This is a genomic window from Azospirillum cavernae (assembly GCF_003590795.1).
In the GTDB taxonomy this organism is placed as follows: domain Bacteria; phylum Pseudomonadota; class Alphaproteobacteria; order Azospirillales; family Azospirillaceae; genus Azospirillum; species Azospirillum cavernae.
In genome coordinates this window covers 25,917-50,887 of record NZ_QYUL01000003.1, presented here as the reverse complement: position 1 = coordinate 50,887, position 24,971 = coordinate 25,917, and the positions used below count along the sequence as shown (strand labels likewise).

25 protein-coding genes are annotated in these 24,971 nt (G+C 67.0%); 15 read left to right on the top strand and 10 right to left on the bottom strand.

Annotation, left to right across the window (positions count from 1 at the left end; translation table 11 throughout):
• Positions 1 to 10: 10 nt before the first annotated feature.
• The 4 genes from D3877_RS20190 to D3877_RS20180 form a co-directional block, all read right to left on the bottom strand.
• Positions 11 to 1,570 carry a cytochrome ubiquinol oxidase subunit I gene (locus tag D3877_RS20190; protein ID WP_119832609.1) on the bottom strand — a complete coding sequence of 520 codons (1,560 nt, stop codon included), beginning with the start codon at positions 1,568 to 1,570 and terminating at the stop codon, positions 11 to 13.
• 15 nt (positions 1,571 to 1,585) lie between these two features.
• Positions 1,586 to 1,750 (bottom strand): hypothetical protein, encoded by a 165-nt coding sequence (locus D3877_RS29940; protein WP_158599953.1) that lies wholly within the window; start codon positions 1,748 to 1,750, stop codon positions 1,586 to 1,588.
• Entirely contained in the window at positions 1,747 to 2,040 is a 294-nt protein-coding gene (locus tag D3877_RS20185; protein WP_119832608.1) for a hypothetical protein, read from the bottom strand. Before D3877_RS20185 ends, D3877_RS29940 begins: the two co-directional genes overlap by 4 nt.
• A 342-nt stretch (positions 2,041 to 2,382) precedes the next feature.
• A complete protein-coding gene (locus tag D3877_RS20180) occupies positions 2,383 to 2,796 on the bottom strand; it encodes a DUF2946 domain-containing protein (protein WP_238474995.1) in 414 nt (137 codons plus the stop codon).
• Between the two features lie 252 nt (positions 2,797 to 3,048).
• Between D3877_RS20180 and D3877_RS20175 the strand changes: the two genes are divergently transcribed.
• The 11 genes from D3877_RS20175 (at position 3,049) to D3877_RS20125 (ending at position 14,098) form a co-directional block, all read left to right on the top strand.
• Entirely contained in the window at positions 3,049 to 4,323 is a 1,275-nt protein-coding gene (locus D3877_RS20175; RefSeq protein WP_119832607.1) for an aromatic ring-hydroxylating oxygenase subunit alpha, read from the top strand.
• Positions 4,320 to 5,438 carry an FAD-binding oxidoreductase gene (locus tag D3877_RS20170; protein WP_119832606.1) on the top strand — a complete coding sequence of 373 codons (1,119 nt, stop codon included), beginning with the start codon at positions 4,320 to 4,322 and terminating at the stop codon, positions 5,436 to 5,438. The genes D3877_RS20175 and D3877_RS20170 overlap by 4 nt, the downstream gene beginning before the upstream one ends.
• A gap of 111 nt (positions 5,439 to 5,549) precedes the next feature.
• Entirely contained in the window at positions 5,550 to 6,530 is a 981-nt protein-coding gene (locus tag D3877_RS20165; RefSeq protein ID WP_147395244.1) for a zinc-dependent alcohol dehydrogenase family protein, read from the top strand.
• A gap of 64 nt (positions 6,531 to 6,594) precedes the next feature.
• A complete protein-coding gene (locus D3877_RS20160; protein WP_119832604.1) occupies positions 6,595 to 7,269 on the top strand; it encodes an energy-coupling factor ABC transporter ATP-binding protein in 675 nt (224 codons plus the stop codon).
• On the top strand, positions 7,269 to 7,892 hold the full coding sequence (locus D3877_RS20155; protein WP_119832603.1) for an energy-coupling factor transporter transmembrane component T family protein: 624 nt from the start codon (positions 7,269 to 7,271) through the stop codon (positions 7,890 to 7,892). The genes D3877_RS20160 and D3877_RS20155 overlap by 1 nt, the downstream gene beginning before the upstream one ends.
• Positions 7,893 to 7,907: 15 nt before the next feature.
• The gene (locus D3877_RS20150) at positions 7,908 to 8,459 is read left to right on the top strand and encodes a biotin transporter BioY (protein WP_119832602.1); all 552 of its coding nucleotides are present in this window, start codon (positions 7,908 to 7,910) and stop codon (positions 8,457 to 8,459) included.
• Positions 8,460 to 8,463: 4 nt separating this feature from the next.
• Positions 8,464 to 9,945: a class I adenylate-forming enzyme family protein gene (locus D3877_RS20145; RefSeq protein WP_119832601.1), complete on the top strand. Its 1,482-nt coding sequence runs from the start codon at positions 8,464 to 8,466 to the stop codon at positions 9,943 to 9,945.
• On the top strand, positions 9,942 to 11,114 hold the full coding sequence (locus tag D3877_RS20140; protein ID WP_119832600.1) for a thiolase family protein: 1,173 nt from the start codon (positions 9,942 to 9,944) through the stop codon (positions 11,112 to 11,114). The genes D3877_RS20145 and D3877_RS20140 overlap by 4 nt, the downstream gene beginning before the upstream one ends.
• Positions 11,111 to 12,349, top strand: coding sequence for an MFS transporter (locus D3877_RS20135; protein ID WP_119832599.1), 1,239 nt, complete (start codon positions 11,111 to 11,113; stop codon positions 12,347 to 12,349). The genes D3877_RS20140 and D3877_RS20135 overlap by 4 nt, the downstream gene beginning before the upstream one ends.
• 152 nt (positions 12,350 to 12,501) lie before the next feature.
• On the top strand, positions 12,502 to 13,305 hold the full coding sequence (locus tag D3877_RS20130; RefSeq protein WP_119832598.1) for a crotonase/enoyl-CoA hydratase family protein: 804 nt from the start codon (positions 12,502 to 12,504) through the stop codon (positions 13,303 to 13,305).
• A 31-nt stretch (positions 13,306 to 13,336) separates the two neighbouring features.
• Positions 13,337 to 14,098, top strand: a complete 762-nt coding sequence (locus D3877_RS20125; protein ID WP_119832597.1) for an SDR family NAD(P)-dependent oxidoreductase — start codon at positions 13,337 to 13,339, stop codon at positions 14,096 to 14,098.
• 7 nt (positions 14,099 to 14,105) lie between these two features.
• Here the strand turns inward: D3877_RS20125 and D3877_RS20120 are convergent, their stop codons facing one another.
• Positions 14,106 to 14,729, bottom strand: a complete 624-nt coding sequence (locus D3877_RS20120; RefSeq protein WP_119832596.1) for a MarR family winged helix-turn-helix transcriptional regulator — start codon at positions 14,727 to 14,729, stop codon at positions 14,106 to 14,108.
• Positions 14,730 to 14,917: 188 nt separating this feature from the next.
• Between D3877_RS20120 and D3877_RS20115 the strand changes: the two genes are divergently transcribed.
• Positions 14,918 to 15,793 carry an amidohydrolase family protein gene (locus D3877_RS20115; protein ID WP_119832595.1) on the top strand — a complete coding sequence of 292 codons (876 nt, stop codon included), beginning with the start codon at positions 14,918 to 14,920 and terminating at the stop codon, positions 15,791 to 15,793.
• 137 nt (positions 15,794 to 15,930) lie between these two features.
• On the opposite strand, the gene D3877_RS20110 is transcribed toward D3877_RS20115, so the two are convergent.
• A complete protein-coding gene (locus D3877_RS20110; protein ID WP_238474994.1) occupies positions 15,931 to 17,784 on the bottom strand; it encodes a feruloyl-CoA synthase in 1,854 nt (617 codons plus the stop codon).
• 220 nt (positions 17,785 to 18,004) lie between these two features.
• Between D3877_RS20110 and D3877_RS20105 the strand changes: the two genes are divergently transcribed.
• The gene (locus tag D3877_RS20105) at positions 18,005 to 18,718 is read left to right on the top strand and encodes a GntR family transcriptional regulator (protein ID WP_119832594.1); all 714 of its coding nucleotides are present in this window, start codon (positions 18,005 to 18,007) and stop codon (positions 18,716 to 18,718) included.
• Here the strand turns inward: D3877_RS20105 and D3877_RS20100 are convergent.
• The 3 genes from D3877_RS20100 to D3877_RS20090 form a co-directional block, all read right to left on the bottom strand.
• Entirely contained in the window at positions 18,706 to 19,629 is a 924-nt protein-coding gene (locus tag D3877_RS20100) for a SphA family protein (protein WP_119832593.1), read from the bottom strand. The genes D3877_RS20105 and D3877_RS20100 overlap by 13 nt on opposite strands.
• 185 nt (positions 19,630 to 19,814) lie before the next feature.
• Positions 19,815 to 20,813, bottom strand: coding sequence for a fumarylacetoacetate hydrolase family protein (locus D3877_RS20095; RefSeq protein ID WP_119832592.1), 999 nt, complete (start codon positions 20,811 to 20,813; stop codon positions 19,815 to 19,817).
• Positions 20,810 to 21,622 (bottom strand): cyclase family protein, encoded by an 813-nt coding sequence (locus D3877_RS20090; protein ID WP_238474993.1) that lies wholly within the window; start codon positions 21,620 to 21,622, stop codon positions 20,810 to 20,812. The genes D3877_RS20095 and D3877_RS20090 overlap by 4 nt, the downstream gene beginning before the upstream one ends.
• A gap of 258 nt (positions 21,623 to 21,880) precedes the next feature.
• On the opposite strand from D3877_RS20090, the gene D3877_RS20085 reads away from it, so the two are divergent.
• Positions 21,881 to 23,215 carry a spinster family MFS transporter gene (locus D3877_RS20085; RefSeq protein WP_158599952.1) on the top strand — a complete coding sequence of 445 codons (1,335 nt, stop codon included), beginning with the start codon at positions 21,881 to 21,883 and terminating at the stop codon, positions 23,213 to 23,215.
• A 15-nt stretch (positions 23,216 to 23,230) separates the two neighbouring features.
• Here D3877_RS20085 and D3877_RS20080 read toward each other — a convergent pair whose 3' ends face one another.
• A complete protein-coding gene (locus D3877_RS20080; RefSeq protein ID WP_147395243.1) occupies positions 23,231 to 23,419 on the bottom strand; it encodes a hypothetical protein in 189 nt (62 codons plus the stop codon).
• A gap of 127 nt (positions 23,420 to 23,546) precedes the next feature.
• Between D3877_RS20080 and aspA the strand changes: the two genes are divergently transcribed.
• Positions 23,547 to 24,965, top strand: coding sequence for an aspartate ammonia-lyase (gene aspA, locus D3877_RS20075; RefSeq protein ID WP_119832589.1), 1,419 nt, complete (start codon positions 23,547 to 23,549; stop codon positions 24,963 to 24,965).
• The last annotated feature ends 6 nt before the right edge of the window (positions 24,966 to 24,971 follow it).

Genomic DNA, 24,971 nt, shown 5'->3' with positions numbered 1-24,971 from the left:
GGTGGTTTCCTCACTCGGCGGGCGTGGGAGAGACGGCGCCGTGACCAGGGCGCAACGCCTCCGACGGACCCATGCGGACGTATTTGCGCATCAGCACAACATCGACGACCGCCAGCGACGAATAGAACAGGACGAAGCCGGTCAAGGTGAACAGCACCTGCCCGCTGGACACCGACGACACCCCAAGGAAGGTCGGCAGCACCCCGTCGATCGACCAGGGTTGCCGCCCATATTCGGCGACGAACCAGCCCAGTTCGGCGGCGAGCCAGGGCAGCGGCATGGACCACAGGCAGATTTTCAAGAACAGCGGATGATCGAAATTCCGTCGGCACGACCGCCAGAAGGCCACGGCGAACAGCCCGATGAAGAAGAAGCCCAGCGCCACCATGACGCGGAAGCTCCAGAACAGCGGCCCCACCCCCGGCACGGTGTCGCGCGCCGCCTTGGCAATGGTCGCGTCGTCGGCCTTGCGCGGATCGGCGAGGTAACGTTTCAACAGCAGCGCGTGGCCCAGATTGTCGGCGTGGGCGGCCAGCGTGGCGCGGGCCTCCGCGTCGGCACGGTTGGCGCGCAACCGCTCCAGCGCGTCATAGGCGATCAACCCGTCGCGGATGCGTTCTTCCGCCTTCACCACCAGATCGTCGATGCCGGGCAGCACCGTGTCGGTGGAGCGGGTGGCGATCAGGCCGAGCGCCCAAGGCACTTTCACCTCCTCGTGGTTGGTCCGGTTTTGGACGTCGGGGATGGCGAACAGGGTGAAACCGGCGGGCGCTTCCTCCGTCTCCCACATCGCTTCGATGGCGGCGAGCTTCATTTTCTGGTGTTCGGACACCGAATAGCCGCTCTCATCCCCCAGCACCACCACCGACAGGGCGGACGCCAGCCCGAAGGCCGAAGCGACGATCATCGAACGCTTGGCGAAGGCGAGGTGCCGTCCCTTCAGCAGATAATAGGCGCTGACCGACAGCATGAAGACCGATCCGGTGACGTAACCGGCGCTGACGGTGTGGACGAATTTCGCCTGAGCCACCGGGTTGAACATCAACTCCCAAAAGGAGGTCAGCTCCATCCGCATGGTGTCGGGGTTGAAGACGGCGCCGACCGGATTTTGCATCCAGCCATTGGCGATCAAAATCCACAGGGCCGACAGGTTGGATCCGATGGCGACCAGCCACGTCACCGCCAGATGCCCGGTCTTCGACAGCCGGTTCCAGCCGAAGAAGAACAGACCGACGAAGCTCGATTCCAGGAAAAAGGCCATCAGCCCTTCGATGGCCAGCGGCGCGCCGAAGATGTCGCCGACATAATGGCTGTAATAGGCCCAGTTGGTGCCGAACTGGAACTCCATGGTGATGCCGGTGGCGACTCCCATGGCGAAGTTGATGCCGAACAGCTTTCCCCAAAATTTGGTCATGTCGCGCCAGATCGGGCGCCCAGTCATCACGTAAACGCTTTCCATGATGGCCAGCAGGAAGGACAGCCCCAGCGTCAAGGGCACGAACAGAAAGTGATAGAGCGCGGTCATGCCGAATTGCAGGCGCGACAGGCTCACAGGATCAAAATCAAGCATGGCGGATCTGAATCCTCAAAAGCGGTGCGGCGCCGGAGCGGTCAGACGGGCGTCCATCGCGGACGCGTCAATGACCGGGCGGTGCGCGCCGTCGAACAGGAAAAGCCGCATCGCCACGACCACGCACAGCTTGACAGCCAGGGTGAGGGTGATGGCGCGGGCGAGTGGATGGTCCATCATCGATCCATCTCCGTCGGTTTCGCGGGCGCCGACAGGGATGGCGCGATCACCATGCCCAGCAGGCCAAACAGCAACGGAATGGACAGAAACAGGTTCCAACGCGGCGGATGGTCGGCGCTGGTCAGCAGCGTGCGCAGGCCCGCGACGTCGAGGGTCAGCAGCAGCGCCACGAACAGCCCGCCGCCAAAGGCCCCGGCGGCGAAGCCGGGCAGAAGACGGCACAGCAGCGTCCATCCGGGCGGCGGCCGCAAGGCGGCGCCCGGGTCATCGTTGCGATCAGGATTTGGCATGACGAAACACGTCCCTGCGCCCGAAAGCGGTCAGGCGGTGGTGTGATGACGGCGCGCTCTCATGACGGACTCCAGACATGACGGATCATGGGACTCGATCAGGAGAGAAACCGGCGGGCGAAAAACGGCCACGCATCCTTTCCGTTTGTATTGAATCCGCAGCGAAACGGATCCCCGGCACGGAGGAGGCTTGGTGTGCTCGGACGGGCCGCAGCGACCGCTGGAGATGCCGGGGCTTTCAAAACGCGACGCGGGGGTTGCCCAGTCAACGCCAACCGCGCAACGACATTGTTGGGCGGAATGGATGGGCGCAATGGGGCCGCGCGCGAAAAAGCGCTCCGGTCAGCCGATCGGCGGCGGACCGCGCGCTTGGAGACTGGAGAGGAACCACCCCGCCGCGATCACATCGCCGGGCAGGGCGCGCGCGTCATGGGCGGCGACGCGCTCATTCGGCGCGACCAAGGGCGGCGGCGGGGGCAAGCCCGCCCCGCCGACCAGCGGGCAGAGCGGGCAATGGCCGGACGCGCCCGCCTTGCCCTGGTCATCATCAGGGATCGCCTGCCCGTCGGGGCCGATCTTGATCGTCTTGACCCCATCGACCGAACAGATGGTGATGCGCTCGCCAGACGCCGCCAGCGAAACGGCGGGCATCGCCACGCTCCACGCCAACACTTGGCACAGGAACGCCAGCACGCCAGCCATCAGGCCGACGCGGCGACATCCCAGGGCAAGGCGGCGGAACGGAGACACCAGCACGAACGCTTTCGGTCGATGAACGGACGACGGCAGGGGCCGTCCATTGTGGAGGCAGGTACTATAGGCGATTGCGACGCTGCGGGATACCCGCGTAACCTTGCCGCATGATGACAGTGTGTCGCACCCTAAACCGGAAGCCTGGACGCTCCTCGCTGTCGGTCTCAACAAAGAAGCTGTCGCATTTGAGCATCCCGACCGCCGCCGCCGGTGGAAGACTGAACGCGCCGATGCCTTGAACCAGGGGAGCCGTCCATGCCCGAATCCGTCTCCGTCGATGCCCTGATTGCGCGCCGCAAGCCGGGCCATTCGCTGGAAGCGCCGTTCTACACCAGCCAGAGCGTCTTCGATCTGGACATGATGGCGATCTTCGGTCGCCATTGGATCTATGTGGCCGTCGAGCCGGAAATCCCAGAGCCGGGCGATTGCGTGACGGTGAACATCGGGCGGGCGTCGGTCATCATCCTGCGCGACGACGACCTGCAAGTGCGGGCCTTTCACAACGTCTGCCGCCATCGCGGCGCCCGGCTGACGCCGGAAGGCGCGTCCACGGTCGGCAATCTGGTCTGCCCCTATCACCAATGGACCTACGGCCTGGACGGTCGCCTGCTGTTCGCCGAGCATATGGGGCGGGAGTTCGACACGTCCTGTCACGGGCTGAAGCCGGTTCATGTCCGCAGCGTCGGCGGGTTGCTGTTCGTCTGTCTGGCCAAGGAGCCGCCAAGCGACATCGACGCGCTCGCCGCCGCCATCGAGCCGTACATCGCCCCGCATGATCTGCGCCATTGCAAGGTCGCCCATTCCGAAGATTTGATCGAGCTGGGCAACTGGAAGCTGACGATGGAGAACAACCGCGAATGTTACCATTGCGTCGGCAACCACCCGGAACTGACGGTGCCGCTGTTTGAGTATGGCTTTGGCTTTTCCCCCGACAGTCTGGACGACAACCGGCGCGTCCATGCGGAGCGGTACGACGCGCTGCTGACCGAATCCTGCCAACGCTGGGAAGGCATGGGGTTGCCCTCGCGCGAGATCGACCGGCTGACCGACGTCACCGGCTTCCGCACCCAGCGGCTGCCAATTGACGGCAGCGGCGAATCCCAGACGAAAGACACCCGCGTCGCCAGCCGCAAGATTTTGGGGAGTTTGAGCGAACGCAGCCTGGGCGGCCTGTCCTTCTGGACTCAACCGAACTCCTGGCACCATTTCATGAGCGACCACATCGTCACCTTCTCGGTCCTGCCGCTGTCGCCCGACCGCACGCTGCTGCGCACCCGCTGGCTGGTCCACAAGGACGCGGTGGAGGGCGTGGATTACGACCTGAAGGCTCTGACGGAGGTGTGGAACGCCACCAACCGGCAGGACGGCGATCTGGTCGCCATCGCTCAGGCGGGCGCCGCCAGCCCAGCCTATGAACCCGGCCCCTATTCCCCCCACACCGAGGGGTTGGTGGAAAAATTCTGCGCTTGGTACATCGACCGCCTGTCGGCCCATCAAGGCGTCGCGGCGCCGGTTGAGGTCGCGGCATGAGTGGGCGGGCGGACAGCGGGCCTTCGGATTGGGACGCCGAACTGTCGGCGGCGGTTGAACCGCCGCTGTGGGATCCCGACCGCGACGACCGGCTGGTTTGCCGGGCGGTGCGGCAGGAAACCCACGACGTCAAGACCTTCGTCTTTTCCGGGCGCAGCCCTTGCCGCTTCCGCTTCACGCCGGGGCAGTTCATCACGCTGGATCTGCCCATCGACGGCGCGACGGTCAACCGCTGCTACACAATCGCCTCCTCGGCGGCGCGGCCGCACCGCATCGCCATCACGGTGAAGCGGGTGCCGGGCGGACCGGCGTCCAACTGGCTGCACGACCATATGGTTCCGGGGCGGGAGTTGCGGGCGACCGGCCCGATGGGTGACTTCACCCCGGCGGGGCGTCCGTTGAGCAAGCTGCTGTTCTTGTCGGCGGGCAGCGGGATCACGCCCTTGATGTCGATGGCCCGCACGCTCGACGATCTGGCGCTGGAGCGCGACCTGCTGTTCGTCCACGCCGCCCGCACCCCCGCCGACATCATCTTTCGCGCCGAGTTGGACGTTCTGGCGCGCGGCGGAACCGGCGTCCGGTTGGCCCATCTGTGCGAGACGACCGGGGCGGACGGGCCATGGCCGGGCTACACCGGGCGGCTGTCGCCGCCGATGCTGCGCTTGATCGCCCCCGATCTGTTGGACCGCGACCTCTATGTGTGCGGCCCGGCCCCCTTCATGGCCGCTGTACGCGCCATGGCGCTGGAGGCTGGAGTCGATCCGTCCCGCTATCACGAGGAAAGCTTCAGCTTCGAGGATCTGCCGGGCAACGCCCCCCCAGCCCCAACCGAAACCGAACCGGCGACGGTCAGCGGCTTCACGGTCGAATTCACCAAAAGTGGGCGAACGATCACCTGCGGCCCTGACACCCCCATCCTGACCGCCGCCGCTGCGGCGGGGTTACGCCTGCCGTCTTCCTGCTCGCGCGGGCTGTGCGGCACCTGCAAAAGCCGCCTGCTGTCCGGTCAAGTGGCGATGAGCCATGGCGGCGGCATCCGCCAGCGGGAAATCGACCAGGGGCTAATCCTGTTGTGTTGCAGCCGCCCGGTCAGCGATCTGGTCATCGAGCGCTGAAGCGGCGTTCGCCGTCCAGGATAAGCCCTCGACAGCCGCGCCCGACGTCGGCATGAAGACCCCGTCCAAGGGCCTCCGGCAATCGGGGCCTCAGCGGTGGGGAGCGGCGTCTTGCGGGCGATTTTCTGCGACCAATTCGGCGACCCGGCGGCGGTCCTGCGCTGCTGCGACCAACCGGACCCGGTTCCAGCCCCCGGCGAGTTGCTGGTCCGCACGGCGACGGCCAGCGTCAACCCGTCCGATCTGCTGACCGTGCGCGGCGCCTACGCGCGGGCGACCGCCCTGCCTTTCATTCCGGGGTTCGAGGCCGTCGGTCGGGTGGTCGCGGTGGGCGCCGACCTGTCCGCCGACTGGATCGGTCGGCGGGTGCTGCCCCTGCGCGGGTCGGGAACCTGGGCCGAACTGGTGGCCAGCCCCGCCCAATGGGCGGTTCCCGTTCCCTACGCCATCCCCGACGCGGTGGCGACGCAATGCTACATCAACCCGCTCACCATCGACCGGCTGCTGACTCTCGACCTTCCGTTGAGCGCCGGGGACGTGGTGATCGTCAACGCCGCCGGATCGGCCTGCGGGCGCATCGCCGCGCAAACCGCCCGCGCGTTGGGGCTGCGCATGGTCGCCGTGGTCCGCCGCGAGGATCACCGGGACGAGCTGTTGAGCCTGGGGGCCGCCGCCGTGGTGAACAGCGGGCGCGACGATCTGGCCGCGACCGTCGCCGCCTTGACCGATGGGCGCGGGGCCGCCGCCGCGCTCGACGCCATCGGCGGAGCGGAGGGGGCGGCGCTGGCCGGGTTGATCGCGCCGGGCGGCACGCTGGCGTCTTACGGTCTGCTGTCGGGATCCCTGCTGTCGCCCGACCTGCCCGCCGCCGCCGAACGCGGCGTCCGCGTCCTGAGTTTTTGGCTGAAACGCTGGGTGGACCGCTGCTCCCCCGAAGACTGGCAAACCGCCTTCGCCGCCCTGATGGCGCGGGTGGGCAGCGGCGCGCTGACCCTGACCGCCGCCCCGCCCGTCCCGTTCGCCGACGTCGCCGCCGCCATGCGGCTAGCCGAACAGCCCGGACGTCGGGGCAAGGTCGTGCTGGCGGGGTGAGGGCAAAGCGGTTAAGAGGGTGCTCGCCGGTGCAACCGAATCGCAACAGAACCGACTTGGCCCCATGATCGAGCTTCGCGCCGTCACCCACGCCTATGGCGACCGCGCCGTTCTGCGCGACCTGTCTTTGTCGATTCGCGAGCGGCGCGTCGCCATTCTCGGCGGCAACGGGTCGGGCAAGAGCACGCTGGCCCGGATGCTGAATGGGTTGATCGTGCCGTCCTCCGGCGTGGTGACGGTCGATGGGCTGGACACGCGGACCGATGGGCGGGCGGTGCGCCAGCGCGTCGGCTTCGTCTTTCAAAACCCCGACGTCCAGATCGTCTATCCGACCGTCGAGGAGGATGTCGGTTTCGGCCTGAAAGCCCGCAAGGTTGCAAAGGACGAGATCGCCCGGCGGGTGACGACGGTGCTCGACCGCTACAATTTGACTCGCTACCGCCACCAACCCGCCCACCAGATGAGCGGCGGGGAAAAGCAGTTGCTGGCCATCGCCGGGGTGCTGGTGTTGGAACCGGCCCACGTCGTGTTTGACGAGCCGACCACCCTGTTGGATCTGCGCAACCGCCGCACGGTGATCCAGGTGATCCGCGAGCTGCCGCAAAAGGCCGTCGTCGTCACCCATGATCTGGACATGGTGATGGATTTCGACCGGGCGCTGGTGCTGGAGGAGGGACGAATCGTGATCGACGATGTTCCGGCGGTCGCCGTTCCCGCCTATGTCGCGCGGCTCGGCTGATGCTGGGTCTCTATCTGCACCGGGATTCCGCCGTTCACCGGCTGGGGGCCGGGGTGAAGATGGGCGGGTTGCTGGCGGCGACGCTGGTCGTGCTGGCCCTGCCCGGCGCGCTGGGGGCGCTGGCCGCCGGGCTGCTGGGTCTGGGGCTGCTGGTCGCCGCGAAATTGCCGGTTGGCCGGGTGCTGCGCGAGCTGCGCGCGCCGGTGGTCATGCTGACGCTGCTGTTCGGCTGCCAAGCGCTGTTGGCCGGAACCGGCTGGGCGGAGACGCTGGCCGCCGTCACCCGCTTCGCCGCGCTGATCCTGCTGGCGACGCTGATGACGCTGACCACCAAGGTCGCCGACATGGTCGATCTGTTCGAGCGGTTGTTTTCCGCCCTGCGCCCGCTGGGCGTCAACCCGGCGAAAATGGCCCTGATGCTGGCCCTGACCATCCGTTTCATTCCGCTGCTGGCCGAACAGGTGCGCGAGGTGCGGATGGCGCAACAGGCGCGGGGCGTCGAACGGAACATAGCCGCCCTGTTCGTTCCGCTGCTGGTCAAGATTCTCCGCTTGGCCGATGATCTCACCGCCGCGCTGGACGCGCGGGGGTATGACCCGACCGACGACGGTCGCCACACATAAGGACTCGCCCGACCCATGTTGAGCACCCGCGATCTTGTCCTCAGCGCCCTGTTCGCCGCCCTGGTGGCCGGTCTTGGCATGGCTCCACCCATTCCGCTGGGCTTCCTGCCCGTGCCGATCACCGCGCAATCGCTGGGGGTGATGCTGGCGGGCGCGTTGCTGGGGGCCAAGCGCGGCGGCTTGGCGCTGCTGCTGTTCGTGCTGCTGGTCGCCGCCGGGTTGCCGTTGCTGGCCGGTGGGCGCGGGGGAGTCGGCGTTCTGATGGGACCGTCGGGCGGCTTCGTCCTGGCCTTCCCGGTCGGGGCCTTCGTCACCGGCCTGCTGGCCGAACGCTTCGCCACCGGGGCCAACCCGATCCGGCTGTTCGCCGTCTGCGCCATCGGCGGCATCCTGGCCGTCTACGCCGGTGGGATTCCCTGGCTGTCGGTCGTCGCGGGCATGCCGTTGGAAAAGGCGGCGCTGGCCGTCATGGCCTTCATTCCGGGCGATTTCATCAAGGCGGGAATCGCCGCCTTCGCCGCCGCCGCCGTGCGCCGCGCGGGCGTGCTGCCGACCGCCCACGCCTGAACCGATGAGCCTCGCCCACCCCTTCGCCGAGGCGGCCACGCGCGCCCCGGATCGCCCCGCCCTGGTCTTCGACGGCGCGCCGCTGAGCTATGGCGCGCTGTTCGACGCCGTGACGCGGGCGGGGGCGGGCGTCGCCGCCCTCACACACGCCAAGGGCAAACACGCCAAGGGCAAACAGGCCAAGGACGCGCCGCCGCGCGTCGCCCTGCGGCTGGGCAACCGGGCGGAGTTGCTGGCGCTGTTTTTCGGAATCGTCGCGGCGAGGGGCGTCGTCGCCCTGCTGGATCCGAAATGGAGCGCCGAGCAAAGCGCCAGCGCGCTCGCCGCCCTGCAACCGGATTTGCTGCTGGACGACGCCAGCGTCGCCCCGTGGCTGGACGCGCAGCCCGGCGGCTGGAGCCTGCCGCCGGTCGATCCGGCCACGCCCTTTCTCATCGGTTTCACCTCCGGCACCACCGGGCGGCCCAAGGCCTTCATCCGCAACCAAGGCTCTTGGCTGGCGACGCTCGACGCCAGCCGGGCGGAGTTCGGCATCGACGCCGACGACGCCGTTCTGGTGCCGGGGCCGCTCGTCCATGGGCTTGGCCTGTATGGCGCGGTCGAAGGGCTGTCGGTCGGGGCCGCCGTTCATGTCCAACCGAGATTCGACGCCGCCGACGCCGCGCGGCGGCTGGCCGATCCGGGCGCCGCGATCACCACGCTGGTCGTCGTTCCCACCATGCTGGTCGGCATCCTCGACGCGGCGGAGCGGCAAGGCTTGCGCTTTCCGGCCCTGCGCCGCGTCGTCTGCTCCGGGGCCAAGCTCGCCCTCGCCGCGCATGAGCGGCTGCTCGCCCGCTGCCCCGGCGTGGTGGTTCTGGAATATTACGGCGCGTCGGAGCTGAGCTTCGTCAGCCTGCGCGATTCCCGCGAGGGCGCGCCGCCCGACAGCGTCGGCCGCCCCTTTCACGGGGTGGAGCTGTCCTTGCGCGACGATAACGGCCAGCCGGTTCCCACAGGCCAGCCCGGCACGGTTTGGGTGCGCAGCGCCATGCTCAGCGACGGCTACATCGGCGGGTCGGACGGGTCGGGCTTTCGCGCGGAAGACGGCTGGGGAACGGTCGGTGATTACGGTTGGCTCGACGCGCATGGTTGGCTGCGGTTGATCGGGCGGGCGGGCGACATGCTGATTTCCGGCGGCCTGAACGTCTACCCGGCGGAGGTCGAAGCCGCCCTGCGCGCCCATCCGGCGGTGGCCGAGGCCGTGGTCTTCGGCCTGCCCGATCCCTATTGGGGCGACGCGGTGTCCGCCGTGCTGTGGTGGCGTGGCGCCGACCGCGCGTCGTCCGCCGATCTGCGCGCCTGGTGTCACGAGCGGCTGGAGGGTTACAAGGCCCCCCGACGCGTCTTCACGGCGACCGACATGCCGCTGACCGGCAGCGGCAAGATCGCCCGCGCCGACGTGCGCGACCGCGCCCGCGCGGGCGGCTTGGAGGACATCGCGTGAGCGACCGCGCCATCATCGTCGCCGCGCGCCGCAGCCCGGTCGGGCGCGTCGGCGGCAGCCTGCGGGAATTGCCAGTCGAGGCGTTGGCCGCTCCGGTGATCCGCGCCGTCCTGGCGGACGCCGGTCTGGATGGGGCGGAGGTCGACGACGTGCTGTTGGGCAACGCCGTCGGTCCCGGCGGCAACGTCGCCCGGCTGTCGGCGCTGGCCGCCGGGCTGCCGGTCTCCGTGCCGGGGGTGACGGTGGACCGCCAATGCGGATCGGGGCTGGAGGCGATCAACCTCGCCGCCCGGTTGATCCAGGCGGGGGCTGGGGACGTCTTTCTGGCGGGCGGGGTGGAGAGCGTCAGCACCGCGCCCTGGCGCGTCGCCAAACCGACCAGCCTCTACCGCAGCCCGGTCTTTTACGACCGCGCCCGCTTCGCGCCCGACTGCGTCGGCGATCCGTCGATGGGCGAGGCCGCCGAAAACGTCGCCGCCGCCTATGGAATCAGCCGGGACCGCCAAGATTCCTACGCCCTGGCCAGCCACCGCAAGGCGGTCGCCGCGCAAGAGGCCGGTCGTTTCGCACGCGAAATGGTCCCGATGATCCTGCCCGACGGGCGGATCATCGACCGTGACGAGTGCCCACGCGCCGACAGCAGCCTCGCCAAGCTGGCCAGCCTGCCCCCGGTCTTCCGCGACGGCGGCAGCGTCACGGCGGGCAACGCCTGCCCGGTGAACGACGGCGCGGCGGTGGTCGTTGTCGTTTCGGAACGAAAATTCCGGGCGCTGGGCCTGACGCGCGGCCTGTGGGTCGTCGATTCCCAGGCGGCGGGCGTCGATCCCAAACTGTTGGGAACCGGGCCGATCCCGGCGGTGAAAAAGCTGTTGGCCCGCCATCCGGGCTTGAGCGTCGCCGACATCGATTTGATCGAGTTCAACGAGGCGTTCGCCGCGCAAGTGCTGGCCAGCCTCGACGCGCTGGGCGTGGACGAGGCGCGCGTCTGCGTCGGCGGCGGGGCGCTGGCGCTCGGCCACCCCTATGGCGCGTCGGGGGCCATTTTGATGACCCGGCTGTTTTCCGAAATCCTCACCCCAACCGGCTCAGCGCGGCCCCGACGCGGCTTGGCCACGCTGGGCATCGGCGGCGGCCTGGGGCTGGCAACCTTGGTGGAACCGATTCCATGACCGCTGTTTCCCAGTCCGGGAGCGCCTTTCGCTCGGCCTTCCGTCACCGGGCCTTCGCCCTGTTCTGGACCGCGCGCGTCTGCTCGATGCTGGCGATCCAAATGCAGGTGGTCGCCGTCGGTTGGCAAATCTACGACATGACCAGCGACCCGCTGGATCTGGGGCTGGTCGGGCTGTTCCAGTTCTTGCCGTCGCTGGCGCTGGCGCTGTTCGCCGGGCATGTGGTGGACAGCCACGACCGCAAACGCATCCTCTTCGGCGCGTTGACCACCGAATGCGTGGCGGTGGCCGGGCTGTTCGCGGCGACGCTGGTCGGCGCCCTGTCGCCGACGGCGATCTTCGCCACCGTGGCGCTGATTGGCGTGGCCAAGGCGTTCGAGGGACCGGCCAACCAAGCCCTGCTGTCGGCCACGGTGCCGTTGGAGGATCTGCCCAACGCCGTCGCCTGGCAATCGTCGGGCGTCCAGGTCGCGCAAATCTCCGGCCCGGCGCTGGGCGGGTTGCTCTACATCGCGGGGCCAGCGGTGGTCTATGGCGTCAGCGCGGCGATGCTGCTGGTCGCGGTTCTGTTGATCCTGGCCACCCGCCCGCGCCCCGTCACCATGGTCCGCCGGTCGATGAGCTGGTCCACGCTGCTGGCCGGGGCGGCCTTCATCCGCAGCCGCCCGGAAATCCTCGGCGCCATCTCGCTCGACCTGTTCGCCGTGCTGCTGGGCGGGGCGACGGCGCTGCTGCCGATCTACGCCCGCGACATTCTGCATGTCGGCCCCTGGGGGTTGGGGCTGCTGCGCAGCGCGCCTGCGTTGGGGGCGCTGGTGATGGCGGTGGCGATCACCCGTTGGGGGGTGCGGCGCCACGCCGGGCGTTGGATGCTGATCGCGGTGGCCGGGTTCGGCGTGGCGACCATCCTGTTTGGGCTGTCCGCCGACCCGGTCCTGTCCTTCATCGCCCTGCTGGCGGTGGGCGCGACCGATCAAGTCAGCATGTTCGTGCGCCAAACCCTGATCCAACTGTCCACCCCCGACGACATGCGCGGGCGGGTCGGCGCGGTGGCGTCGCTGTTCATCGGCGCGTCGAACCAGTTGGGCGAGTTTGAATCCGGCGCGGCGGCGGCGGCCATTGGCGCGGTTCCGGCTGTCGTGGCGGGCGGCGTCGGCGCGGTCGGTCTGGCCGTCGTCTGGGCGTGGCGCTTTCCAGCCCTGCGCCAGATCGACCGTCTGTCGGAAACCAAGTGAAAACACGCGCGGCGCGGATCAACCTCCGCGCCGCGCTTGCGTGCGCTGTGCTGGCTTTACCCCCCCTTGCGGTTCGCATGGGGTGGTTGACCGACGTCCCATAAACTGTTATTGGCTATAACCATCATTCCGAAGAATTAAGTGGTGACGCCATGCCCCCGACCGAGCCAATCCTGACCGGCATTCTGCCCGCCTCCCTGCGCGCCGAACAGAGCGGCGCGGTCGCCATCTTGCGGCTGGACCGCCCGGAAAAGCGCAACGCGCTGAACGACGAGGCCATCCTGGGCTTGGAAGCCTTCTTCGCCGCCCTGCCGGACAGCGTGAAGGCGGTGGTGCTGGCCACCGACGGCGACAATTTTTCCGCCGGGCTGGACCTGTCGGAATTGTCGGAGCGCAGCACGGTGGAGGGCGTGACCCACTCCATGATGTGGCACCGGGTGTTCGAGCGGATCGAGTTCGGGCGCGTCCCGGTGGTCTCGGTCCTGAAGGGGGCCGTCGTCGGCGGCGGGCTGGAGTTGGCCTGCGCCACCCACATCCGCGTCGCCGAGCGCGGGGCCTATTTCGCCTTGCCCGAGGGCCAGCGCGGCATCTTCGTCGGCGGCGGCGGCTCCATCCGCTTGCCGCGCTTGATTGGCGTGTCGCGGATGGCCGACATGATGCTGACCGGGCGCGTTCATGACGCCGAGGCCGCCTACGCCATGGGCCTCGCCCAATATCTGGTGGAGCCGGGCGACGGGCTGAGCAAGGCGCTGGAATTGGCCGGAAAGATCGCGGCGAACGCGCCGATCACCAACTTCGCCGTCATCCACGCCCTGCCCCGTATCGCCGAGGCCGACCCCCGCCAGGGCTTCATGATGGAGGCGCTGATGGCCGCCGTCGCCCAGGGCAGCGACGACGCCAAGGACCGGCTGCGCGCCTTCCTGGAAAAGCGCGCCAAGAAAGTCACCGAATTCTGACCATCCGGCGCAACGGAAAGGACAGCGCATCATGAACATCCAGGGACAGGCCGCCATCGTCACCGGCGGCGGGTCGGGTTTGGGCGCGGCGACGGCCCGCGCGCTGGCCGCCGCCGGGGCCAAGGTCGCGGTGTTTGACGTCAACGCCGACGCCGCCCGCGCGGTGGCGGCGGAGCTGGACGGCGTCGGCGTCGCCTGCGACGTCACCGACCCGAACGGCGCCATCGCGGCGTTGGCGACGGCGCGCGAGGCCCATGGCCCGGCCCGCATCCTGGTCAATTGCGCGGGCATCGGCGTCGCCAAGCGGATTTTGGGCCGCGACGGGCCGCAGCCGCTGGAGGATTTCGCCCGCGTCGTCCAGGTCAATTTGATCGGCAGCTTCAACATGCTGCGGTTGGCCGCCAATGACATGGCGACGCTCGACCCGTTGGCCGATGGGGAGCGCGGCGTCGTCGTCTCCACCGCCTCGGTCGCCGCGTTCGAGGGGCAGGTCGGGCAAGCCGCCTACGCCGCGTCGAAGGGCGGCATCGCGTCCCTGACCCTGCCCGCCGCCCGCGAGTTGGCGCAGTTCGGCATTCGCGTGCTGGCCATCGCCCCCGGCCTGTTCCTAACCCCGATGATGCGCAATTTGCCGGACGAGGTTCAGGCCAGCCTTGGCGCCTCGATCCCCTTCCCCAAGCGGTTGGGCAAACCGGAGGAGTTCGCCGATCTGGTGGCGCATTGCGTCGCCAACCCGGCCTTGAACGGCGAGGTCATCCGGCTGGACGGCGCGTTGCGGCTGCCGCCGCGCTGAACGTGGGTCAGGCCGGCTCGGCAGCGGATTTGGCGGCGGGTTTGGCCGCCCGTCGCCCGCGCGGCTTGGCCGTGGGCGGCGGCAGTTCGACGAGATCGGCCTCGTCCAGGCCAGCCGCGCCGCCGAATCCCTCAAGGCCGGTCAGCAGCGTCAACAATTGCGTCCGGCCATCGCCGCCCAGCTTGTCCTGAATCCGCTGTTCATGCTGCTCCCACAACAGGCTCAGCTCCTTCAGCAACGCCGCGCCCTTGGGCGTCAGATGCAGCGCGTGAGACCGGCGATCCATCGCCGCCATCTTGCGCTTGACCAGCCCGCGATCCTCCAGGGAATCAAGCAGCGGCACGAAGTTGGTGCGCTTGATGCTGAGCGCGGCGCTGACCTGCGATTGCTTCAGTCCGGGATTCCGCCCGACGATGACCAGAACCGAAAATTGCGCCGGTCGGATGTCGGCGGCGGCGAAGGTCGCGATGAAGTCGGCGAAAACCGCCATCTGCGCCCGCTTCAGCAAAAAGCCCACCGATTCGCCCAGCACGCCGTAATCGATCGCCGTCTCGCCGTCCGGCTCGGCGCTGGTCGTTGACGAGACGGGCGTGCGGCGTGCGGTGGAACGGGTTGGGCGGCTGTCGGTCATTGCTTTGCGACTCTGGTTTGGAAACAAGCGGTGATCGTAACAGAGGCCGCCGCGATATGGTATCGCCATAAATGTTATTATACATTATAGTCATTAGAAGATGATTTTCCGCCTGACGACACAGTGTCAACCGCAGCGCCCACCATCATCCTGAACCATCCCAGAGCCGGAAGGCCGGAGACCCCACCATGAACGTCGACGAACTCGTCGCCATCGACATCCACACCCACGCCGAAAAATCCTGCCGCGCCCCGCTGCTGGAAGAGGCGTTGGCGATGGAGGAGGCGAAGGCGAAATACTTCAAGAATGATTTGGGCCAGCCGGGCATCCCGGAAATCGCCGAATATTACCGCCAGCGCAAGATGGCTTGCGTCATCTTCCCGGTGGACGCCGAATGCTGCACCGGCATGCCGCGCGTCCCCAACGACGAGGTGGCCGAACTGGTCGCCCAAAACAAGGACGTGATGATTCCGTTCGCCAGCATCGACCCGGCGCGCGGCAAAATGGGCGTGCGCGAGGCGCGCAAGCTGATCGAACAGTATGGCGTGCGCGGCTTCAAGTTCCACCCGACCGTCCAGGGCTTTTACCCCAACGACCGTATGGCCTATCCGCTCTATGAGGTCATCGCGGAACACAAGCTGCCCGCCCTGTTCCACACCGGCCAGACCGGCATCGGGGCGGGCATGCCGGGCGGCGCGGGTCTGCGCCTGAAATACTCCAACCCGATGCACATCGACGACGTGGCGGCGGATTTCCCCGACATGCCGATCATCCTCGCCCACCCCTCCTTCCCCTGGCAGGAAGAGGCGCTGGCGGTGGCGACCCACAAGCCGAACGTCTACATCGACCTGTCGGGCTGGTCGCCGAAATATTTCCCGCCGATCCTGGTCCAGTACGCCAACAGCCTGTTGAAGCACAAGGTTCTGTTCGGGTCCGACTTCCCGCTCATCACCCCGGATCGCTGGATCGCCGATTTCAACAAGCTGCCGATCAAGGACGAGGTGCGCCAACTGATCCTGAAGGACAACGCCGTCAAACTCCTCGGCCTGAAAAGCGCCGCCTGATCCGACGCCGATCTGCCGAACGCCGATCCGCCAAAAAAAAGAACCGGGCGCCGCAAAGCGCCCGGTTTTCAGTGTCTGCGCGGCTTGGAAGGGAGGCAGCGCAGGATGAAGCCAGAAAAGCCGTCAACCGACCGCCATCACCCGTCGATGGCGATGACGCGGGGGCCGGGGGCCGGATCGTAGAGGGACTCGACCAGGGCGGCCCGGTTCTTCAACACCGCGCGCTGGTTGATCGATCCCTTGTCGGTGATCTCGCCGACGTCGAGGGAGGGCGGTTCGCTCAACAGCGCGGCGCGGACGATGCGGGTCGAGCTGCCGGTGCTGGCCCCGGCCAGGCTGGACAGCAGCGCGCGGAACCGCAGCAACACCGCGTGGTCGCTCAACACCTCCTCCAGCGTCGCCGACGGCTCCAGATGCGGGCACAGCTCCCGGCAGGACGCCGCGTGCGGGAAGATCATGATGGCGATGTCGTCGCGGTCATGCCCGGCGACCACCACATCCTCGACCAGCGGGGCGCAATGCTGGATCACTTGCGCCCGCAAGGTTCCGACGCTGACCCAGGTTCCGGTCGCCAGCTTGAAATCCTCGGCGATGCGGCCATCGAAGACAAAGCCCTCGTCGATGTTGTCGGGGTCGGCGAAGCGAATGGCGTCGCCCAGGCAATAGAAGCCTTCCTCGTCGAACGCCTTGCCGCTCAACTCCTCCTGCCGCCAATAGCCCGGCGTGACGCTCGGCCCCTTGATCCGCGCCTCCAGCTTGTCGCCCGACGGCACCAGCTTCACCACCACGTCGGGCATTGGCAGGCCAATGCGGCCCGGCTGGTCATATTGGCGGTTGGCGTTCAGCGCCATCGGCCCGGTTTCCGTCGCGCCCAACCCGGTCAGCATGACGATTCGCTCCCCCACCGAGCGGATGGCCAACTCGTCCAGCTTGCGCCAGACATGGGGGGCGAGGCCGGCGCCGGCGTAGAACAGCACCTTGACCCGGCGGAAAAAGCGCTCGCACAGGTCGGGATCGGCCTCCAGATGCGGCAACAACGCCTCATAGCCCTTGGGCACGTTGAAATACATGGTCGGCGAGACGTCGCGCAGGTTCCGCACGGTGACGTCGACGCCGCTGCCCATCGGCTTGCCCTCATCGATGTAGAGCGTCCCGCCATTGTTCAGGGCGATGCCGAAATTGTGATTGCCGCCAAAGGTGTGGTTCCACGGCAGCCAATCGACCAAAACCGGCGGCTCGTCGCGCAGGAAGGCGAAGAGATAGGCCAGAATCTCCTGGTTGCTGCACAGCATGCGCTGGGTGTTGATGACCCCCTTGGGCATGCCGGTGGATCCCGAGGTGAACAGGATCTTGGCGATGGTCTCCGGCCCAACCCGGTCATGGGCGGCGTCCACCGCCGCCGTCACCGGGGTTTTGAGCAGATCGTCAAACAGGGTCACGCACAGATCGTCGGGCGGGTTGCGGGCGATCATCCGATCCACGTCGGGCGGCACGGCGACGCGGAAGGCCCGCTCGAACCGATGGCCGTCGTCGGCGTAGACCAAGCCGGGCGGAAACAGCCCCAACACATGGCGCAGCTTGCCGAAATCGCTGCTGATGAGCGAATAGGCGGGCGACACCGGGGCGTAAGGCACGCCGACATATTGCGCCGCCAGCATCATCAGCGCGTGTTCGACGCTGTTGTTGGACAGCACCACCACGCCGCGCGTGACCGACAGGCCGCGATCCAGAAAGGCTTGACCCAACGCGCGCACGCTTGCCAGCGCTTGGGCGTAGGTGATCTCCCGCCACGCCCCATCGGCGCCGCGCTGGGCCAGGAACAGCCGGTCGGGCGTCTCGCGCGCCCAATGCTCCAGCCGCAGGGTCAGCTTGTCGGGATAGGGCGGCAGCCGCTGCGCGGCGCTCACCAGCGAGGTTCCATCGGATCGGCGCTCGACCGACACGTCGAGAGCGCCCAGGTGAACCGCGCGTGTCGGAATCGTCTGAGGCAACACGTCCTCCCTTCGGGCGTGCGGCGGCGCGCGCCGCTCATTTTTGAAATTCACAATAACTGTTATTAAACATACCAATTTGGTTGGCGGAGTCAATGGTCGTGATGCGATCTTTTGTCCAGCATATCGCCAAAATTCCGTTTCTCGACAAAACCGCCTTGACGTGGACGAGCGGGCTTTCGATCTTCCCGATGCAGCGCACGGAATTGGAGCAAACGCGATGGCCGACACACCCACCGAAGACACGCTGGCGAACGTCGCGGTTCAGCGGATCATCGACGACATCGTGTCGGGCGCCTTGGAACCTTGCGCCAAGCTCCGAATCGAATCGCTGAAGGAACAGTATGGCATGGGCGCGTCGCCGCTGCGCGAGGCGCTGTCGCGGTTGACCACCTTGGGATTCGTCACCAACGAAAGTCACCGGGGCTTTCGCGTCGCCCCGATGTCGGAAGCCGATCTCCAAGACATCACGCTGAACCGCCGGATGGTGGAGCGTGAGGCGCTGCTCCGCTCCATGCGCCGCGATGACGATGAATGGGAGGTCGGCGTCGTCGCCGCCTTCACCCGGCTGGAGCGCACGGTGGAACGGCTGCGCAGCGGCCAAGGCGCCGAGGGCGCCGATCTGGAGCGGGCGCACAAGCAGTTTCACGCCGCCGTCGTCGCCCATTGCGACTCCCCGCGCCTGCTCGGGCTGCACGACACGCTTTACGATCAGGCGCAGCGTTACCGGCGGCTGATGATGCGCGGGATCCAGGATCTCGACGAGTTCCTGGATCACCACGCCATCCTGCTGAAAGCGCTGCTGGGCGGCGACGCCGACGCGGCGGCCAGCGCGTTGGTCGATCACCTGAACCTGACTCTGAAGTCCGTTTACCCGGACAGCGACGCCGGTGGCCCGGCCCGGCATCGGACAAACACTGCTCAGAACTTGTAGGCGGCGTTCAGCCAGAATTTTTGTCCGCCATAGGTGTTGCGGGTGAGAACCTCGCTCGTCGCCATGGCGGTGAAGCGGATCGGGCCGATCTGGCGCCCGACCAGCAGGCCAAGGGCCAACTGTTCCGGCTCCTTGAACACCGCGCCGCCGAAGGTCGCGCGACCGCCGTTGTTGCTGTCCTCCGTGACCTGCTTTTGATAATAGCCGACCGGGCCGACGGTCCAATCTTCGATGTTTTTCGTCACGGTCGCGTTGACGAACACTTGGTCGCCCGAGAGATATTTGTTCTTGTTGTTGCGCGTGTTGGCGTCATAGAGCACCTGCAAGGACGCGTTCCAGCCGTCTTTGAGATAGGTGAATCCGACGCTCGGCTCCAGCGTCCAGAAATTGCCGCCCAGATTGATCTCCGATCCCGCCGACCAATTGCCCAACGGCAGATACACCCCGACCCCGGCGGTGACGTTGAAGCCATCCCCCAAATTCCAAGCGATGTCGAGCGGCTGGATCTTGGGATTGCCAAAGCCCGAGGTGTGCCAGGATCCCAGCCGCCCGACCGCCGTGGTCTTGCGGTCCTGCTGGATGTCAAGGTAAGGCGCGGTGATGAAGGCCTTGTAGGTTCCGCCCAACAGCTCGACGCCAGGAATCCAGGTCAATTGAACCGAGTTGGAAAGAATTTTGGCTTTCTGGCCGTTGTAATGGCCGTTGTCGTCGTAAAGTTTGGCCGTGTAATACGCGGTGCGGTTGGTCAGATAAACGCCCGGCGGCGGGTTGACGGCGATGGGCAAACCCATGGTCAAACCGGGCGGAATCATCGGCGCGATGCCGGGTTCACGGGCCAGCGCCGCGCCCGCCGCGACGCCGCAACCGATGGCGGCCAGGCACAGGCTTTTGAGGAATCCTCGGATCGTCATCTGCGTCCTCCTGATGGTCGTGTTTGTTTTTTAAGCGCGCGGAACCACGCCGGTTCGGCGCGCGCCGAACAGGAACCAGGCCGCGCCGACGCGGCGTCGCAACGCCGCGCCAACCGGGCGGATTTGAAAAACTCAAACCGGGAGTGTTTGAAAAGGCGGGGCCGTCGTTCAGCCGCCGCCGCTGGTCAACGCGCCGGGAGAACCACCCGATTGCGCAAAACGCCAATGCCCTGAACCTCAAGCTCAACCACGTCGCCGGGATTCAACCAGCGCCCGATCTCCAGCCCGCTGCCGCCGCCGACCGTTCCCGATCCCAGAAATTCGCCGGGATGCAGGGTTTCATCGCGCGACGCGTGGGCGATCATCGTTTCAAAGCTGTGGATCATCCCGGCCGACGTGTTGCGGCACCATTCCTCGCCATTCACCCGCGCGATCATGGTCAGGGCGTAGGGATCGGGCAGTTCGTCGGGCGTGACGATCCATGGCCCCATGGCGTTGCCGCTGTCGAAATCCTTGCCCTTGCAGGGACCGAAGGGGCCGGACATTTCCAATTCCTGCGCGTCGCGGGCGGAAAAATCGTTGAAGATCGTGTAACCGAAGATGTGCGCCTGGGCGTTCGCCGCGTCGATGTCGCGCCCGGCGCGCCCGATGAAGACGCCGAACTCCAGCTCAAAATCCATCTTCTGACAATAAGAGGGCCAACGCACCTCGGCGTCGGGGCCAACCACATTCATCCGGTTGGCCTTGTAATAAAGCGGCTGGGTGTAGAAGACCGGCGGCAGGCGAATGTCGGCGGGGGTCGGCAGCGGTCCTGAGTCCCCCGTGCGCTCGGCCCGCATCCGGGCGATGGCGGCCCCCGCCTGCTTCATGTGCTGCTCGAACACCGAAAAATCACGCATCTGGGTCGGGCGCGGGACCGGGGCCAGCAGCCGGACACCAGCCAAGCCGATCACCGCCGGGTCGGTTCCAACCGACGTGTCAGCGAAACGCTCCCCCAGCGCGCGGGCGCGGTTCAGCGCAGCCTCGCCCCCCTCCATCAGCGCGATCATGTCGGCGAAGGCCGGGTCGGGCGCCCCGCGCAGGGCGATGTGGGCGGCCTGAAGGTCGATCAGGCTGGCGCGGTCGCGCCGAACCGCCGCGACGCGAGCCGTCCCGTCCGCCGCTTGAAAACTGGCCAGAATCATGGATTTGGAGCCTCGTCGTTGGGAAGGATGGCCACGGCGCGGGTGAAACCGGCGGATCCGCCCTTCAATTTGTAGGGGAAGCAACTGACCAGAAAGCCGCTGTCGGGCAACGCGTCGAGGTTGGCGAGCTTTTCCATCTGGCAATAGCCGATGTCGCGCCCCGCCTTGTGGCCTTCCCAGATGATCGTCGGATCGCCGGTTTCCAGGAACCGCCGCCGGGTGTGGACGAAGGGCGCGTCCCAACTCCAGGCGTCGGTGCCGACCACGCGCACGCCCTGGCGCAACAGCCACAGCGTGGCGTCCCGCCCAATGCCGCAGCCCCGGTCCACATAATCGGGCTGGCCATAGGCCGCGCCCGCCGCCGTGTTCACCAGCACGATGTCGAAGGGCTGGAGCGTGTAGCCCATGCGCTCGAACGCCGCCGCCATGTCCGCTTCGCTGACGACAGAGCCGTCGGGACGGTCGCGGAAATCGACGCGGACGCCGGGCCGAAAGCACCAGTCGAGCGGCACCTCGTCGATGGTCATCGCCGGTTTGCCGCCGTCCATCGTCGAGGCGTAATGCCACGGCGCGTCCATGTGGGTGCCGCTGTGGCTGGTGATCGTCAGATCCTCCACCGCCCAGCCTTCCGCGTCGGGCAAATCTTCGGCCTTCAGGCCGGGGAAGATGGCGGTCAGATGCCCCGCCCCTTCCTGATGACCGATGTAGTTGACCTTCGGACGCAGCGGCGGCGGATCCGACGGCACCGCCGGATCCAGAGCGACCGACAGGTCGATAAAGCGGCCCATCACCATGGCGGCGCCTCGCATAAACGGTTATTGACTGGAATTGTTGATCGCACAAACAGACGGCGCTGTAAACGGCAAAAACTATTTTATCGACAAAACTTGCTTTAATCGATTGCCCGCACGATTATGCCATGGCACTATCAGCGCATCGAACAAACCGCCGGGCGGCGCGCCGATGCGCGCTGTGAAGAGGGAAGGGTTGCGCGCGCTTTCCGCCGCCCCTCTTCACGGCTCCCATGGACCCGCGCCCGATCCACCGCATCGCCATGGAGGCGTCCCTTGACCACCACAGCCGCCCTCGGTCCGCAAGACGGGTATCCGCCGATGCGGATCGCCTGCTACCTCGTCGGCGTTCTCATCATCGCGAACATCCTGTCCTTCGTGGATCGGCAGATTTTGGCCCTGCTGGTCGGCCCGATCCGCCGCGATCTGGCCATCACCGACACCGACATCAGCGTGCTGCACGGCTTCGCTTTCACCATTCTCTATTCGTTTCTCGGCTTGCCGTTGGGGCGATTCGTGGACCGGCACAACCGGCGGCTGGTGATTGTCGCTGGGGTGGCGATCTGGAGCGTGATGACCATCGCCTGCGGTCTGGCCAACAGTTTTTGGGAGCTGTTCGCCGCCCGCGTCGGCGTCGGCATTGGCGAGGCCACCTTGGCCCCCGCCGCCTATTCGTTGATTTCAGACGCCTTCCGCCCGGATCGGCGGGGAACCGCGCTCAGCGTCTACACCAGCGGCATTTATCTGGGAATCGGCGCGGCGCTGACGCTGGGCGGTCTGGTCATCGCCATGACCAACCAACAGGCTGACGTGACGCTGCCTCTGTTCGGAACCGTGCGTTCCTGGCAGGCGGCCTTCATCGTCGTCGGGCTTCCCGGCCTGTTGCTGGCGCCGCTGATTCTGACCATCACCGAACCGCCGCGCCGCCGCCCCCTCTCAGCCGCCGCGAACGTCACGCCCGACGACGCGCTGCGCTATCTGAAGGGCAACGGGCGGGCCTTCCTGTTCACCCTGCTGGCTTATGATTGCTTCGCCATGGCGGCCTACGCCGCCGGATCCTGGGTGCCGACCGTGTTCGTCCGCGTCCATCACTGGCCGATGGCGCAAACCGGCCTCTATTACGGCCTCGCCATCATGGTGATGGGCTGCGCGGGCGGCGCGCTGGCCGGGATTTTCGGCGACCGGATGATCGGCGCCAATCTGGATGGGCGGTTGCGCCTGTCGCTCTATAGCATTCCGCTGTGGATCCTCGCCATCGCCACCGGCACGCTGAGCGGCGATCCCTGGATCGCGCTGGCGGGCTTCGGCTTCTCCGCCTTTTTCAGCAGCGTGTCCAACTGCATCGGCCCGACGGTGGTGCAGGAGATGACCCCCGGTCGGTTGCGCGGCCAAGCCACCGCGCTCTATTTCTTCACGCAAAACCTGTTCAGCCTGACTCTCGGGCCGATGGCGGTGGCGCTTGTCACCGACAAGATTTTCCACGACGACACGGCGGTCGCCGCGTCGATCCTGGTGGTCGCCTTGCCCGCCATCCTGCTGGGCGGTCTGTTCACCCTGCTTGCCCGCCGCCCCTTCACGCAAACCCGCCAAACGCTGGAGCTTGCGGCGTAAGTTCGGACGGTCCGCTCAGTCCCGGCGCGCGGTGTCGATGGCGACGCCGCCACGGGCGATCCAACGCATCAAGCGCATCAAGCGGCTGTCCGACACGGCGATGGTCCCGCCCCGGCGCAAGACGACCAAGCCCCGCGCCAGCGTTCGGATTTCCGAACGGACCGCGCGCCGCTGGTTCGGAAATCCGAACGCTGGCGACGCCAACAGACAAAACATCCATAAAAGACAACGCTATAGAATCTCAACACGGAGGCGCGACGGTGGCACGCGCGTTGCTCTTGCTGGTGGCAACCCGCACAGACGGGCGACCATTTACGGAGCGAAACGTCCGATGCCTGCCGCCGCCACCCGCCTCGAACATGATCTGCTCGGCGACCGCGAGGTTCCCGCGCGCGCCTATTACGGCGTTCACACCCTGCGCGCCGTGGAAAATTTCCCGATCACCGGCACGCCGATTTCCCATTACCCCGATCTGGTCCAGGCGCTGGCCGACATCAAGATGGCCGCCGCGCGGGTCAATCAAGAACTGGGGCTGTTGAGCGCTGAGAAGGCCGACGCCATCGTCGCCGCCTGCCGCGAGATCCGCGCGGGCAAGCTGATCGACCAATTCGTGGTGGACGTTATCCAGGGCGGGGCGGGCACCTCGACCAACATGAACGCCAACGAGGTCATCGCCAACCGCGCGCTGGAGATTCTGGGGCAGGAGCGCGGGGCCTACACTCACCTGCACCCCAACGAACATGTCAACATGAGCCAGTCCACCAACGACGTCTATCCGACGGCGTTGAAGTTGGCGACCTACACCGGCATTTTCCGGTTGGTCGAGGCGATGGGCCATCTGCGCGCCGCCTTCCAGCGCAAGGCCGACGAGTTCGGCGACGTGCTGAAGATGGGCCGGACCCAGTTGCAGGACGCGGTGCCGATGACGCTGGGTCAGGAATTCTCCACCTACGCCGTCATGCTGGCCGAGGATGAGGAGCGGTTGAAGGAAGCCGCCCTGCTGATCCGCGAAATCAACCTGGGCGCCACCGCCATCGGCACCGGCATCAACGCCCACCCCGATTACGCGCCGCGCGTCTGCCGCCTGCTGGCCGAAATCAGCGGCGTGCCGGTCGTCACCGCCCCCAATCTGGTGGAAGCCACGCAGGATTGCGGCAGCTTCGTCCAACTGTCGGGCGTGCTGAAGCGGGTGGCGGTCAAGCTGTCCAAGACCTGCAACGATCTGCGCCTGCTGTCGAGCGGCCCGCGCGCCGGGTTTGGCGAAATCAACCTGCCCGCCCGTCAGGCCGGGTCGTCGATCATGCCGGGCAAGGTCAACCCGGTGATCCCCGAAGTGATGAACCAGATCGCTTTCGAGGTGATCGGCAACGACATGACCGTGACCTTCGCCGCCGAGGCGGGCCAGTTGCAGCTCAACGCCTTTGAACCGATCATCGCGCACAGCCTGTTCAAGAGCATCACCCATCTGCGCCAGGGCTGTCTGACGCTGGCCGATCTGTGCGTGGACGGCATCACCGCCAACCGCGACCATCTGGCCGCCGGCGTGCGCAACTCCATCGGCATCGTCACCGCGCTCAACCCCTACATCGGTTACGCCAACGCCACGGAGATCGCCGCCGAGGCGCACCGCACCGGCAAGGGCGTCGCCGAACTGGTCGAGGCGCGCGGCCTGATGACCGCGCAGGCGCTGGCCGAGGTGCTGCGGCCCGAGGTGTTGACCCGGCCCCAACACATCCCCGCCGCAGGCTGACCCGCC